At 49.8% G+C, this 14,644-nt stretch carries 15 protein-coding genes, 1 riboswitch and 1 other annotated feature; of the genes, 13 read left to right on the top strand and 2 right to left on the bottom strand.

Annotated elements, in window-relative coordinates:
• Positions 1-5: 5 nt before the first annotated feature.
• From AC3WTF_RS06150 to AC3WTF_RS06125, 6 genes are all read left to right on the top strand, one after another.
• Positions 6-1,034, top strand: a complete 1,029-nt coding sequence (locus AC3WTF_RS06150; protein WP_025284619.1) for an ABC transporter ATP-binding protein — start codon at positions 6-8, stop codon at positions 1,032-1,034.
• Positions 1,031-2,650 (top strand): peptide ABC transporter substrate-binding protein, encoded by a 1,620-nt coding sequence (locus AC3WTF_RS06145; protein WP_060675390.1) that lies wholly within the window; start codon positions 1,031-1,033, stop codon positions 2,648-2,650. The genes AC3WTF_RS06150 and AC3WTF_RS06145 overlap by 4 nt, the downstream gene beginning before the upstream one ends.
• 87 nt (positions 2,651-2,737) lie before the next feature.
• Positions 2,738-3,673: a S66 peptidase family protein gene (locus AC3WTF_RS06140; protein WP_129004102.1), complete on the top strand. Its 936-nt coding sequence runs from the start codon at positions 2,738-2,740 to the stop codon at positions 3,671-3,673.
• A 36-nt stretch (positions 3,674-3,709) separates the two neighbouring features.
• On the top strand, positions 3,710-4,777 hold the full coding sequence (locus AC3WTF_RS06135; RefSeq protein ID WP_404977396.1) for a dipeptide epimerase: 1,068 nt from the start codon (positions 3,710-3,712) through the stop codon (positions 4,775-4,777).
• On the top strand, positions 4,774-5,670 hold the full coding sequence (locus AC3WTF_RS06130) for a C40 family peptidase (RefSeq protein ID WP_047935646.1): 897 nt from the start codon (positions 4,774-4,776) through the stop codon (positions 5,668-5,670). The genes AC3WTF_RS06135 and AC3WTF_RS06130 overlap by 4 nt, the downstream gene beginning before the upstream one ends.
• A gap of 3 nt (positions 5,671-5,673) precedes the next feature.
• Positions 5,674-6,645: an ABC transporter ATP-binding protein gene (locus AC3WTF_RS06125; protein WP_129004104.1), complete on the top strand. Its 972-nt coding sequence runs from the start codon at positions 5,674-5,676 to the stop codon at positions 6,643-6,645.
• Positions 6,646-6,672: 27 nt separating this feature from the next.
• Here AC3WTF_RS06125 and AC3WTF_RS06120 read toward each other — a convergent pair whose 3' ends face one another.
• Both AC3WTF_RS06120 and AC3WTF_RS06115 read right to left on the bottom strand, forming a co-directional pair.
• On the bottom strand, positions 6,673-7,722 hold the full coding sequence (locus AC3WTF_RS06120) for a lactonase family protein (protein ID WP_032866102.1): 1,050 nt from the start codon (positions 7,720-7,722) through the stop codon (positions 6,673-6,675).
• Positions 7,723-7,792: 70 nt separating this feature from the next.
• Entirely contained in the window at positions 7,793-8,653 is an 861-nt protein-coding gene (locus AC3WTF_RS06115; RefSeq protein ID WP_015239707.1) for a dimethylarginine dimethylaminohydrolase family protein, read from the bottom strand.
• 189 nt (positions 8,654-8,842) lie between these two features.
• Here AC3WTF_RS06115 and AC3WTF_RS06110 point away from each other — a divergent pair, with 189 nt between their 5' ends.
• The 7 genes from AC3WTF_RS06110 to proA all read left to right on the top strand — a co-directional run bounded on the left by AC3WTF_RS06110 (position 8,843) and on the right by proA (position 14,549).
• Complete coding sequence (locus AC3WTF_RS06110; protein ID WP_003154772.1) at positions 8,843-9,361, top strand: acyl-CoA thioesterase; 519 nt, start codon at positions 8,843-8,845, stop codon at positions 9,359-9,361.
• Between the two features lie 99 nt (positions 9,362-9,460).
• Positions 9,461-10,006, top strand: a complete 546-nt coding sequence (locus AC3WTF_RS06105; RefSeq protein ID WP_007407237.1) for a GNAT family N-acetyltransferase — start codon at positions 9,461-9,463, stop codon at positions 10,004-10,006.
• A 12-nt stretch (positions 10,007-10,018) separates the two neighbouring features.
• Positions 10,019-10,127: riboswitch (guanidine-I (ykkC/yxkD leader) on the top strand.
• 66 nt (positions 10,128-10,193) lie between these two features.
• Positions 10,194-10,532, top strand: coding sequence for a DMT family transporter (locus tag AC3WTF_RS06100; RefSeq protein ID WP_007407236.1), 339 nt, complete (start codon positions 10,194-10,196; stop codon positions 10,530-10,532).
• Positions 10,532-10,846 (top strand): DMT family transporter, encoded by a 315-nt coding sequence (locus tag AC3WTF_RS06095; protein WP_007407235.1) that lies wholly within the window; start codon positions 10,532-10,534, stop codon positions 10,844-10,846. Before AC3WTF_RS06100 ends, AC3WTF_RS06095 begins: the two co-directional genes overlap by 1 nt.
• Positions 10,847-10,920: 74 nt before the next feature.
• Entirely contained in the window at positions 10,921-11,823 is a 903-nt protein-coding gene (purU, locus tag AC3WTF_RS06090; RefSeq protein WP_007407234.1) for a formyltetrahydrofolate deformylase, read from the top strand.
• A gap of 86 nt (positions 11,824-11,909) precedes the next feature.
• Positions 11,910-12,123: a binding site (T-box leader), on the top strand.
• A gap of 69 nt (positions 12,124-12,192) precedes the next feature.
• Positions 12,193-13,305, top strand: a complete 1,113-nt coding sequence (gene proB / locus AC3WTF_RS06085; RefSeq protein WP_007407233.1) for a glutamate 5-kinase — start codon at positions 12,193-12,195, stop codon at positions 13,303-13,305.
• Complete coding sequence (proA, locus tag AC3WTF_RS06080) at positions 13,302-14,549, top strand: glutamate-5-semialdehyde dehydrogenase (protein WP_007407232.1); 1,248 nt, start codon at positions 13,302-13,304, stop codon at positions 14,547-14,549. Before proB ends, proA begins: the two co-directional genes overlap by 4 nt.
• The last annotated feature ends 95 nt before the right edge of the window (positions 14,550-14,644 follow it).

Here is a 14,644-nt window from a genome sequence, read left to right as displayed (position 1 = left end):
GAAAAATGGCGCAGCAAGTTCTTTCCGTTCAAAATCTGCATGTTACTTTTTCAACATACGGAGGCACTGTAAAAGCCGTCCGAGGCGTCAGCTTCGATTTATATAAAGGTGAAACGTTTGCGATCGTCGGTGAATCGGGCTGCGGAAAAAGCGTGACGTCACAAGCCGTGATGGGTCTTCTTCCGAAACATTCGGCAAAGATTGAATCCGGAAGCATACAATTTAAACAGAAAGACCTTTGCCAAATGTCGGATCGGGAAATGCGGGGAATCCGGGGGCGCGATATTTCTATGATCTTTCAGGACCCGATGACGGCGCTCAATCCGACTTTGACCATAGGGAATCAGCTCTCAGAAGCGCTGTTGGAACACCGCGCCATGACAAGAAAACAAGCTGAATCCGAAGTTCTCGCCATGCTGGATCTGGTCGGTATCCCGGACTCGAAATCCCGCCTGAAGCAGTACCCCCACCAATTAAGCGGGGGCATGCGGCAGCGGATCGTGATCGCGATGGCTCTGATCTGCGAGCCGGAAATTATGATCGCCGATGAACCGACAACGGCTCTTGATGTGACGATTCAAGCACAAATCCTTGAATTATTTAAGAAGATTCAAAGAAAAACAGGCGTGTCTATTATTCTGATCACACACGATCTCGGCGTCGTCGCTCAGACCGCCGACAGAGTCGCCGTCATGTATGCGGGGAAAATCGCCGAAATCGGCACGAGGCATGATATTTTTTACCGTCCGGCTCATCCATACACAAAGGGGCTGCTTCGTTCAGTGCCGCGGCTGGATATGGAGGATAGTGAGCTGTCGCCGATTGACGGGACGCCGCCTGATTTATTCGATCCGCCGCCGGGCTGCCCGTTTGCCGCCCGCTGCCCGGACAGGATGATCGTCTGTGAAAAGGTATACCCGGCAACAACCGTGAAATCCAAAAGCCATATCGTCAACTGCTGGCTTCAGGATCACCGTGCAGAGCGGCTGAAGCAGCAGATGACGGCAGCAGAGGAAAAAGGGGGATTGAAATGAAAAAGAGATGGGCGATCGGTGTGATTGCTGTTGTTTCGTTTGCTCTGATGGGCTGTACAGCCAATGAACAGGCGGGGACAGAACCCGGCAAAGCAAAAGAACAGGGGGGTGAAACGGTGCTGCGGCTCAATAACGAAAATGAGCCGACCTCACTTGATCCGCCGATCGGATTTAATAATGTTTCCTGGCAGCCGCTGAATAACATCATGGAAGGATTGACGAGGCTCGGAAAAGATAATAAGCCCGAACCGGCCATGGCGGAAAGCTGGAAGGTGTCCGCTGATAAGCTGACATATACCTTCAATATCCGGGATAACGCCGAATGGACAAATGGCGATCCCGTTACGGCGGAAGACTTCGTGTACGCCTGGAAACGGATGCTCGATCCGAAAACGGGCGCATCTTCCGCTTTTCTCGGCTACATGATCAAAGGCGGAGAAGAATTTAACAGCGGAAAAGGCAAACAAGAAGACGTGAAAGTCACGGCAAAAGATAAAAAAACGCTTGTCGTCACATTGGCGGCACCGCAGGATTATTTTCTGAGTGTCGTGTCCAATCCGGCGTATTTCCCGATTAATGAGAAGGTCGCCAAGGCTGATCCGAAATGGTTCACTGAAGCAAAAACCTTTGTCGGCAACGGGCCGTTCAAACTGACGGAATGGAAGCATGACGACAGCATGACGATGGTCAAAAACGAGACGTATTGGGATAAAAAGACAGTGAAACTGGATAAAGTCACATGGGCGATGGTCAGTGACCGGAATACCGACTATCAGATGTTCCAGTCGGGGGATTTGGATACCGCCTTTGTGCCGGCAGAGCTGAGCGAGCAGCTGATGGGAGGAAAAAATGTCCGCACGTGGGATCAGGCCGGACTCTATTTCTATCGTTTTAACGTAAAAATGGAGCCGTTTCAAAATGAAAAGATCAGAAAAGCGTTCGCGGCAGCGATTGATCAGAAAGAAATCACGGATTATGTGACCAAAAACAGTGAAAAGCCGGCACATGCCTTTGTATCCCCGGGATTTACTCAGCCTGACGGGAAAGATTTCCGCGAAGCGGGCGGCAGTTTATTAAATCCGGATGAATCAGAAGCCAAAAAACTGCTGGAAAAAGGCATGGCAGAAGAGCATTATGACAAGCTGCCCGCCGTTACATTGACATACAGCACAAAACCGGAGCATAAGAAAATAGCGGAAGCGATTCAGCAGAAGCTCAAAAGTGTACTCGGTATAGACGTTAAGCTCGCCAATATGGAATGGAACGTCTTTTTAGAAGAGCAGAAAGGACTGAAGTTCCAGTTCTCTCAAAGCTCATTTTTACCGGATTACGCAGATCCGATCAGTTTTCTAGAGGCTTTCCAGACGGATAATTCCATGAACCGCACCGGCTGGGGCAGCGCGGCATACGACGGCTGCATCAAGCAGGCAAAACAGGAAGCCGATGCCAAAAAACGTTTTGCGCTCATGCATAAAGCGGAAAAACTGCTCATGAACGAGGCTCCGATCATTCCGATTTACTTTTACAATCAGGTGCATCTGCAGAACAGCGGCGTGAAGGGCATTGTCCGGCACCCCGTCGGTTACATTGATCTGAAGTGGGCGGAAAAGTCCTGATCTTACAGCGGAAACATACGCCGCTCTTTTGCCGTTAAAGGAGCGGCGTGTTTCACTTTTCAATCCGGAAAGGAGATTGAAAAAGTCATGAACCATAAACCGAAAGCACTGCAAAAAGGCGACACGGTCGGTGTGATTGCGCCCGCAAGCCCGCCTGAGAGCGGGACGCTGCAAACCGCGCTGCTGTTTTTAGAGAATGAGCTTGGCCTTCAAGTGAAACTCGGCCGGGCGCTGAAGACCCGTCACGGCTATTTGGCGGGAAAAGACCGGGCGCGTCTCGATGATCTCCATGACATGTTTAGTGATCAGAATGTCAAAGCGGTGATATGCGCGTGCGGAGGATTCGGCACGGGCCGCATTGCCGCCGACATCGATTTCGGCTTAATCCGCCGCAATCCGAAAATTTTCTGGGGATACAGTGATATCACGTTTTTACATACCGCCATTCATCAAAATACGGGGCTCGTCACATTTCACGGCCCGATGCTGAGCACCGATGTCGGGCTTGAAGATGCTGATCCCCTGACAAAAGCGTCGTATCATCAGCTTTTTACAGAAACGGAATTTACCTATACGGAGGACATTTCTCCGCTTGAGGTGCTGACAGGCGGAAGGGCCGAGGGAGAGCTTGCAGGCGGCAACTTGTCGCTCATTACGTCCACACTCGGCACGCCGTTTGAAATTGATACAAAAGACAAATTGCTGTTTATCGAGGATATTGATGAGGAGCCGTATCAAATCGACAGAATGCTGAATCAATTAAAGATGGCCGGAAAACTGTCAGACGCAGCCGGAATCCTGGTCTGTGATTTTCACCAATGCGAACCGAAGCATAAAGAAAAGTCGCTTACTTTAGAGCAAGTGCTGAACGATTACATTGTCAAATCAGGGAAGCCCGCGCTCAAAGGCTTTAAAATCGGCCATTGTTCACCGAGCTTCGCCGTTCCGATCGGAGCCCGCGCGGTTATGGATACGGCGGCCAAAGGGGTAACGTTTGAATCGGGGGTTTCCGGAAGGGAGTGATCAGGCGTGAGGATTACAGATATTCAAACGGGACGGATGTCCGTGCCGCTGAAAAAGCCGTTTAAGACCGCTTTACGCACGGTTTACAATGCTGAATCGGTCATTGTGAAGCTCACTTTTGACAACGGTCTGACCGGCTGGGGGGAGGCGCCGCCGACGGTTGTCATTACAGGCGACAGTGCGGCCGGTATTGAAAGCGCCGTCCACGATGTGCTGAAGCCCGCTCTCTTGGGGCGGGGCCTTTCCGGCATGGAAGCCGTTTTGTTTGATATCAGCCGGCTGTTGGAAAGAAATCAAAGCGCAAAAGCCGCGGTGGATATGGCTGTATATGACGGATGGGCGCAAATGCACGGACAGCCGCTTTACCGGCTTCTCGGCGGCTATCGGAATACACTGGAAACAGATTTTACCGTCAGCGTTAACTCTCCTGAGGAGATGGCGGGGGATGCAGACCGTTATGTGAACAAAGGATTTCATATTTTGAAAATAAAAGTCGGCATAGGTGACATATCAGACGATGTTGCCCGGATTCAGGCGATCAGATCACGTGTCGGCGGAAACGTCAAACTGAGATTGGACGCCAACCAAGGCTGGACGCCGAAAGAAGCCGTGACTGCGATCCGAAAGATGGAAGACGCCGGACTGGGCATTGAGCTGGTCGAGCAGCCTGTTCACAAAGACGATATCGCCGGGCTGAAGCAGGTCACAGATGCCGTAGACACGCCGATTATGGCGGATGAGAGCGTCTTTACCCCCCGTCAGGCCTTTCACGTGCTGCAGACGAGAAGCGCCGATTTAATTAATATTAAGCTGATGAAAGCGGGCGGCATAAAGCAGGCGGAAACAATCAATGCGATGGCGGAAACGTGCGGCGTGGAATGCATGGTCGGCAGCATGATTGAGACCAAGCTCGGCATCACCGCCGCGGCTCATTTTGCCGCGGCCAAACGGAATGTGACAAGGTTTGATTTTGATGCGCCGCTTATGCTGAAAGATGATTTGATTCAAGGCGGCATCACATACAGCGGCAGTCAGATTGCGATTCCCGACGAACCGGGTCTCGGCATTACCGGTGTGTCGATACAAGAGGGGGCGAAAAGATGAGAGCAGCCGTTACAGCGGCAGCAGCCAACGTATGGACGCTGCCGTCATCTCCCCGTTCGTATGATGCGCCGATGCTCGAAAACCCGCCGCAGATCAGAAAATGGTTAGCGTCTATGGGATATGAAGAGCGGCTGCAATTATGCACAGACAACCTTGTCCAAACGCAAGCGCTTTTCGGGGAAGAAGTGATCATTCTCAAAGAGGAAGGGGAATGGGCTTTTGTCGCCGTTCCCGGCCAGCCTTCAAACAAGGATGTGCGCGGATATCCGGGGTGGATGAAAAAAAGCCAGCTTTCAAAAGACGGCTTTCATGCATCTTCCCCCGCCGTATGGATTACCAAACCGACAGCTTTTTTATATCACACAAACGGCAAACCGGACTTGGAAGTAAGTTTCTTAACGCGTCTTCCGGCATCAGGACGTGAGAAAGGCTTTTTCCGGGTGGTGACGCCGCTCGGAGAAAGGTTCGTAAATGAAGCTGACGCAGACGAGTGCCGGCATACGGAAGGACGGGCGGCCGATGTCATCGAAACGGGCATGATGTTTCTCGGGCTTCCGTATTTATGGGGAGGACTGAGCGGTTTCGGGTTTGACTGTTCCGGGTTTATGTATTCGATATTTAAAGCAAACGGCTATACCCTTCCCCGTGATGCAACGGACCAAGCAAAAGCCGGATGCGGCGCGGCGGTAAACGATATCCTGCCGGCTGACCTTTTGTTTTTCGCCTATGAAGAAGGAAAAGGCGCGATCCACCATGTCGGTTTGGCGCTGGGAGACGGCCGAATGCTGCACTCCCCGAAAACGGGAAAAACAATCGAAGTGCTGTCTTTGGAAGGAACCTATGAAAAAGAATTATGCACCGTACGCCGCTGTATAAGCGAAAAGGGGGAATAGAAAATGACGGCATCTCCGCTCCTTGAAGTCAGCGGGCTGAAAATGCATTTTGACGCAGGAAGAAAGAAAGCCGTAAAAGCAGTCGACGGTGTCAGCTTTCACATTAACAGAGGGGAAACATTCGGACTTGTCGGAGAATCGGGATGCGGTAAATCGACGCTCGGAAGGGTTATTCTCCGTCTGTATGACCCGACGTCCGGTTCGGTATCATATGAAGGGGCGGATATACACCGTGCCGCGGCAGAACAGCGGTCGGTCTTCTTCCGCAAGCTGCAGATGATTTTCCAAGACCCTTACGCCTCGTTAAATCCGCGCCTGACCGTAAGGGAAATTATTATGGAGCCGATGGAAATACACAATCTTTACAATACAAGAAAAGCCCGTCTGATGATGGCGGATGAACTGCTTGAAGCTGTCGGGCTCCATCCGGATTTCGGCAGCCGGTATCCCCACGAATTCAGCGGCGGACAGAGGCAGAGAATCGGGATTGCCAGAGCGCTCTCTCTGCATCCCGAATTTATCGTGGCGGATGAGCCGATTTCCGCGCTGGATGTGTCGGTACAGGCTCAGGTCGTCAACCTTTTAAAAAGGCTACAGAAAGAGAAAGGGCTGACATTTTTATTTATCGCCCACGATTTATCAATGGTCAAGCATATCAGCGACCGGATCGGCGTGATGTATTTGGGCCGCATGATGGAAATTACAGAAAGCGCTGCGCTTTACCGGGAACCGCTTCACCCTTATACGAAGGCGCTTTTATCCTCAATCCCGATTCCTGATCCGCTTCTTGAGGACAAGCGTGAACGCATTATTCTGAAAGGGGAGCTGCCGAGCCCCCTTAACCCGCCGAGCGGCTGTGTATTCAGGACGCGGTGTCCTGAAGCGATGGAGCTCTGCGGTAAGATAACGCCTGAGCTTGAAGAAGTGAAGGCGGGGCGTTTTGTCGCCTGCCATTTATACAAAAAAGAAAGCTGACAATATAAAGTCAGCTTTCTTTTTTAATTAAACCTGATGCAGAAATGACACGCAGACCGGATACGGAACCGGAATGTCAGATTGAAGCAGAGTCAATTTGCCTGTTTCCGGATCACGTTCAAACAAAACCAGATTTCCCGTTTCTTCGTTTGACGCGACAAGGAATGTCTCGGAAGGGTCAAACGCGAAATCACGCGGCCAGTTTCCTTCTGTCGGCACCCATTCAAGAAGAGACAATTCGCCGGAATATTGGTTGATCTTATAGATGGCGATGCTGTCATGTCCGCGGTTGGCGGCATAAAGAAATCTGCCGTCTTTAGATATGCGGATCGCGCTGCCTTGCGATTTGTCCGTAAAGCCTTCAGGCAAAGCGGAAATGACCTGCAGCTCTCTGAATTCACCTAAGGTCGGGTTGTATTCAAGCGCGATGACTTCATTACTGATTTCCGTCATGACATAGGCGTATTTTTCCGCCGGATGGAAAACGATGTGGCGCGGCCCTGAACCCGGTGCGAAAGAGTGAGTTTTCACCTCTGTGAGCGAACCGTTTTTCATTTGGTAAGTATAAAGCGTATCCGTCCCTAAATCGACGGCTGCAATGTAGTTATGCTCAGGTGTATAGCCTGCGAAATGGGTATGCGGTTTCTCTTGTCTTTCATGAGGACCTGTTCCCGTATGAGCGGCTTCGGCAGCCGGCTCCCGCAGACTTCCGTCTTCATTGACGGGAAAGGCGTGCACTTTTCCGCTGTGGTAATTAGCGGTTAACACATATTCATGTTTATCATCAATGCTGACGTGGCATGGAGACGGGCCTTCAATCAGCTGGTGGTTCACAAAAGTTAATTCCCCGCTGTTCTGATGAATCTGATAGGCTGCGACGCCGCCTTTTCCGTCTGCCTTTTCAATGGAATACAGCATGCTGTTATCAGAATTCGGAGTGACGTATGTCGGGTTGCCGAGCTTTGCTGCCAGCTTCGGACGGCTGAGCCGTTTCGCTTCTGTATCAAGTTCAAAACAATAAATGCCTTCGCTTCCGCCTTTTGTATATGTTCCCGCGTATCCTATGTACTTAGCCATTCGGTTTCCCCCTTTAGAGTCTTGTCTTCTCTATATTAACGTATCTTGAAGGAAACTGCCTTGTAAATGTTTAAGATGTTCTGACAAGCGGCAAGGTGCAGCAGCGGAAGGAACCGCCTGATTTAATAATTTCGGAAAACTCGGTTTCAATGACTGTATAACCTCTTTTTCTGAGCTCGCGGTTCGTATGACGGTGCTGCGGCAGGCTGATAATTGTCTGATTGCCGATTGACAGGATATTAGGACCGAGCGTGAATTGCTCTTCTTCAGGCACTTCTATCATCTCAAAACGTTCGGCGAGAAGATCAATTTCTTCCTGCCGCAAGCCATTTTTGCAGTATAGCGCCTCCGTTTCCGAGATCATATTAAATACACAGTCCAAATGTAAGAAATCTTCCTTGAGAGGGATCGGCACAACCGTCATCTCCGGCAGCGCCTCCCGCAGCTCCCGGACAGCCGCTTTATCCGTGCGCTCGCTCAGCCCGGCGTAAACGGTGCCGTCTGCGATCAAGATGTCGCCGCCTTCAATGTTCGCTTTTTTCAGTCGCGTATAGGGGATTTTCTTATTGTCAAGCAGGTTTTGAAACACTTTTTCTTCTCCCTGCCGGACTGAAGCCGCCATGTTTGAAATAAACGCCGTCTCGCCTAAGACAAATCCGATATCCCGGGTGAATACCTGCTCAGGCAATGCGGGATCGGCAGGCAGCAGGACGACTTCAATCTGATGAGATCTTAAAATGTCAATAAACTCACTATGCTGTTTGAGGGCAACGGGTATGTTAATATTTTCTTGTTTGAAATGTTTCTGCGTTCCGTTAATAATATCCTTGATGGCCATGTGTTCCGGCCGGCATAAGATGACTGTCTGCAAAGCATCAAACTCACTGCGGCAAGCCGGTTTCCGCGTGGATTTGGGAATGGATACGTCCATGTGATATCCTCCTATCGGTATTCAATGTGCGTTTATTATTCCCGGATGTGATGAATAATGAAACATTTATGAGAGAATATCTAACCAACTTAATATTTAAAATTTTAGACAAAACGGTCAAAGTATTGTTTAATAGGGTACAGATGAATGAGTCAAAACGACCAGACACCAAAGGGGAGTTTAAATAATATGAAGTTGCCAGAATCAAGATTTTGCAAAGAAACAAGGGTTGTTAAAACAAGCAGGGTTTTTCCGCTTGATACGAATAATCACAATACGCTGTTTGGCGGAAAGCTGATGAGCTACATTGATGATATCGCTTCAATTTCCGCGGCCCGCCACTGCCGGTGTGAAACAGTCACGGCCTCAATGGATTCTGTAGATTTTTTGCGCCCCATCGGCCAACAGGATTCCGTATGCCTTGAATCTTACGTCACATGGGTCGGCACATCGTCTATGGAGGTGTTTGTCAAAGTCATTAAAGAACATCTGATGACGGGCGAACGCGAGCTTGCGGCAACGTCGTTTCTGACCTTTGTCGCGCTTGATTCAAACGGGAAATCGGTACCCGTTCCGCGGATCGTGCCGGAAACCGAGGAAGAAATCATGCTTCACAATACGGCCGTTCAGCGCGCCGGAGAACGAAAAAACCGCTTAAAACACAGCAAGGCCCTGGCCGAGGCGCTCGGAACAGATAAACCTTGGTAATCATCAAACCGCTTTTTTAAAAAGCGGTTTTTTTATGCTGAGAAAGGACTTTTCCTGCCGGATCCATAATCTATTACAGGGAAAGGAGACGTGGCGTGCATGATGAAACATAAGTCTTCCGGCACCATCCTGACAACCGGGCGTATCCGTCTGCGGACTATGCGGGATGACGATGAAGAAAATTTGTACGGGCTGTTTACCGACAGAGAGGTCATGAAATATTATCCTTCTCTTAAAAGCAGACGGGAAACGAAGGAATGGATTGCCTGGAACAAACGATTGGCCGCAGGATACGGCGTCAGTCTTTGGATCGCAGAGGATAAAGAGACGGGCGCATTTCTCGGTCAATGCGGAATCGTTCCGCAGACGGTAAACGGAAACACTTTGATGGAAATCGGCTATATGTTTGCCCGCCGCCGCTGGGGCTGCGGCTATGCGACAGAGGCGGCGAACGCCTGTCTGGACTACGGTTTTCATACGCAGCAATACGGACGCATAGCGGCGCTGATTGATCCGGAAAACGCTGCCTCCGTCCGTGTCGCGGAAAAAATCGGTATGGTGCCCGGTGAGACCGTTACCAAATGGGAGAGGCAGCTGACGGTTTTTGACATCACATCTGACGTTGAACGTTTCGGCGAAATGTAGTATGATACGAACAGACATGTTTTCTAGGGTTCCGCATGTTTATACATGGCCTGGTCCGAGAGAAAACACATATGCGGACATATCCCGCATATGCACACGGAGGGAAAAAAGCCCGGGAGAGTCAATCTCATGTGAGACGACTATCCGGGCTTTTTTGTATTGTCCGGATACAGAAAGGGTGAAGAACATGAAATGGGGTTTAGTGGTCATAGCGGCCGTATTTGAAGTGGTATGGGTCACCGGCCTGAAACATGCTGATTCGGCACTGGCGTGGAGCGGCACGATTACGGGAATCATCATCAGTTTTTATCTATTAATCAAGGCGACAGACAGCCTGCCCGTAGGAACGGTATATGCGGTCTTTACCGGACTCGGGACAGCGGGCACCGTGCTCAGTGAAATCCTGCTTTTCAAAGAACAGGCCGATCCGGTGAAAATCGTGCTGATCGGCGTTTTGCTGATCGGTGTCATCGGATTAAAGCTGGTCACACAGGATAAGCCTGAGACGAAGGAGGAGAAGGCGTAATGCATTGGATCAGCCTGATAGCCGCGGGTCTTTGTGAAATGCTCGGGGTCATTTTAATGAATCAATTTCAAAAAGAAAAGAAAGTCAAATGGATTCTTTTCATTATCGCCGGATTTGCGGCTTCTTTTTCCCTGCTTTCTTATGCGATGGAGACGATCGCGATGGGCACGGCCTATGCGATCTGGACCGGTATCGGCACGGCGGGCGGCGCATTAGCCGGCATTCTTTTCTACGGCGAGCAGAAGGATGCGAAGCGCATCTTTTTCATTGCGCTTATTTTATGCGCTGCCGTAGGGCTGAAAATTCTTTCGTAAATTGATTTTTATCAAATCTTCAGTATAATCTATTAGTAAGTTACGAATTATGAAGATACGAGGGATTAAAACAGATGAATTCATATATGACACAGCGGCTGAAAGAATACCGCCGCGGGAATGAGGAAAAAGGGCGCCTGCTTGTCAGCTGCCCCGACCAGCCAGGAATTGTATCGGCAGTGTCGGCGTTTTTGTTTGAACATGGCGCAAACATTATTGAATCAAATCAATACACGACTGACCCTGAAGGCGGACGGTTTTTTCTTAGGATCGAATTCGACTGCAAGGGCATTCGTGAGAAAAAAGAGGACTTACAGCAGGCGTTCGCCTCAATCGCCCAGACATTCGGCATGACATGGAGCCTGTCTCTGGCAAGTGAGCTGAAGCGGGTGGCGATCTTTGTATCGAAGGAGCTGCACTGCCTTCATGAACTGATTTGGGAATGGCAAAGCGGCAATATGATGGCCGAAATTGCGGTCGTCATCAGCAACCACGAAGAGGCCAAAGAAGTGGTCGAACCGCTGAATATTCCGTTCCATTACATGAAAGCTAACAAAGACATCCGCGCCGAAGTGGAGCGGCGCCAGCTTGAGCTGCTGGAGCGGTATAAGATTGATGTGATCGTTCTTGCCCGCTACATGCAGATTTTGACGTCTGATTTTGTATCTGCCCATCCGAATCGGATTATTAACATCCACCATTCATTTCTGCCGGCCTTTATCGGCGCTAACCCGTATAAACGGGCTTATGAGCGCGGAGTGAAATTAATCGGCGCGACCTCTCACTATGTGACGGACGATCTTGATGAAGGGCCTATTATTGAACAGGATATTGAACGCGTCGATCACAGAGATCACGCAGAGGATCTGAAGAATATCGGCAGAACGATTGAGCGGAGCGTGTTGGCAAGAGCCGTAAAATGGCATCTGGAAGACCGCGTCATCGTTCACGGAAACAAAACGATCGTATTTAATTGATGACGGTCCGCCGGGGAGGCGGACTGTTTTTTATGGATGAAAATGTCTTGACAAGAACCTGTTTTCTTTGCATAATATAAAAAAATCATTGAGCGTTGAAGAGGATCAGTACGCAGAACTTTCTGTGACAGAGAGCAAAATGGCCCGCTGAAACATTTTGCCGCATGAAACCTGCCGAACCTGCCTTGGAGTCCTGAGGGGAAAACTCAGGCGCGATAACCTGGCGTTACAGGAAAGCGGGACGCGTGAAAAACGCGTTCAAACAAGGTGGTACCACGGAAAGCCCATTTCGTCCTTATTTTTCAGGACGGAATGGGCTTTTTTTATTGACGAGAGCCGGTTTGGATTGATTGCCACGGAGGAGAAACGATGAAAAAACAAAGAATTGTTGTGAAAATCGGGAGCAGCTCGCTCACCAACAGTAACGGAAGTATTGATGAAGCAAAAATCAAGGAACATACGGAAGCCATTTCTTTATTAAAAGAAAACGGGCATGAAGTGATCCTCATTACCTCAGGCGCGGTGGCAGCGGGTTTTTCCGCTCTCGGCTATCCGTCGCGACCCGTTACGATAAAAGGAAAGCAGGCAGCTGCCGCAGTCGGCCAGACACTTTTAATGCAGCAATATATGGACCATTTAAAAAGATACGGTCTGACGCCGGCACAAATTTTATTAACAAGAAATGATTTCTCAAAAAGAGAGCGGTACAGAAATGCCTATGCCACTGTAATGGAACTGTTGGAGCGGGGAGTCGTGCCGATTATTAATGAAAATGATTCCACATCAGTCGAAGAGCTGACGTTCGGTGATAACGACATGCTGTCGGCGCTTGTAAGCGGTTTGATTCATGCAGACCAATTAATGATTCTCACAGACATTAACGGGCTGTACGATGCCAATCCGAATGAAAACCCGGACGCAAAGCGGTTCGACTATCTGAATGACATCACACCAGAATTGCTCGGATATGCCGGATCAGCAGGCTCAAAGGTCGGCACCGGAGGCATGAAGTCAAAACTTCTCGCCGCCCAGACCGCATTGTCGCTCGGGGTGAAGGTATTTATCGGAACCGGCTCCGGACGGGAAAAACTGATGGGAATTTTAGACGGAAAAGGCGACGGCACTTATATCGGCGATAAAGACCTGTCCTCAGTAAATAATACACGGCAATGGATCATGTTTCATTCTCCGATATCAGGGGAAATCATCATTGATGGGGGAGCGGAGCAGGCGATGATTCATAACGGGTCAAGTCTCCTCCCGGCCGGCGTCGCCGATGTCTGCGGCAGTTTTCCGAAAGGGGCCGTAGTGGAAGTCAAAGGGCCCGGCGGCATTATCGGCAAAGGGCAGACGCAGTACTCATCCGATGAAATTTTAGAAGCCAAAGGGAAGCGGAGCGACCAGCTTTCAGGAACGAAGCAGGTGGAAGTGATTCACAGAGATGATTGGGTGAATTTATTTGACGAGGGGGAACACAAATGAGTGAAGTATTGCAAAAAGCAGCCTTGGCAAAAGAAGCGGCTGCCGAAATGGTCATGAAAACGACGGCTGAAAAAAACGAAGCGCTCCAATGTATTGCAGACGGACTCAGAAACGAACGCCGGCTGATTTTAACAGAGAATCAGAAAGATATTGAAGCGGGACGGAACAGAGGACTGACACCTGACATTATTGACAGGCTGACTCTTGATGAAAAACGCCTGCTCGATATCGCGGACGCCGTGGAACTGCTGATCGGTCTTGAAGATCCCGTCGGTGAATCGCTGGAGACCATTCAAAAAGAGAATGGATTATCCATTGAAAAAATCCGCGTGCCCCTCGGAGTAGTGGGCATGATCTATGAGGCCAGACCGAACGTTACCGTAGACGCGGCCACACTCTGCCTGAAAACCGGAAACGCGGTTGTGCTCAGAGGAAGTTCTTCCGCTATCCACAGCAACATAGCGCTTGTCAGTGTGATGAAACGCGCTCTGGGGCTGTCAAAGCTTCCGATTGATGCCGTTCAGCTCATAGAAGATACAAGCAAAGAAACCGCCAAACAGCTCTTTACATTAAATGACGGGCTGGATGTATTGATCCCGCGCGGCGGTAAAAATTTAATTGATCTTGTGGTCAGGGAATCAACCGTACCCGTTTTAGAAACCGGAGCGGGCAATTGCCACGTGTACATAGATGAGTCAGCAGATCCTCAAATGGCAAGCGAGGTCGTCATCAATGCCAAAACACAGCGTCCTTCGGTCTGCAACGCGATTGAATCTCTTTTGATTCATGAAAAATGGGCCGAAGAACACGGGCGAAAGCTGCTGAATCAGCTGACAGAAAAAGGGGTGGAGCTCCGAGGAGACCAGGTGATTTGCAGACTGGAGCCTCAAGCGAAACAAGCAGAAGAAGCCGATTGGGGAGCGGAGTATCTGGCGCCGATTCTCAGTGTGAAAACGGTGCAGGACGTACAGGAGGCGGTCCGCCACATTCAGCAGTACGGCACAAACCATTCAGAAGCCATTCTGACGGAGAACACCGAGCATGCGGCTTACTTCCAGACCGCCGTTGACGCCGCCGCCGTGTATCATAATGCTTCAACCCGGTTTACGGACGGTTTTGAATTCGGATACGGAGCCGAAATCGGCATCAGCACGCAAAAGCTTCACGCGAGAGGGCCGATGGGGCTTCCGGCGTTAACATCTACAAAAATCATCATCAAAGGAAACGGACAAATCCGGGTATAATCTTTTAAGCTTATCCTTCAAAAAGGGTAGGCTTTTTTTATGCGGAAAGATTGACGCCCTCTATTATATTGTGTAAAATTAAATTGTACGCAATA

This window comes from Bacillus sp. EB106-06-01-XG163 (assembly GCF_058791615.1).
The sequence above is the reverse complement of the archived record's forward strand: the minus strand, read 5'-3'. Positions and strand labels throughout refer to the sequence as shown.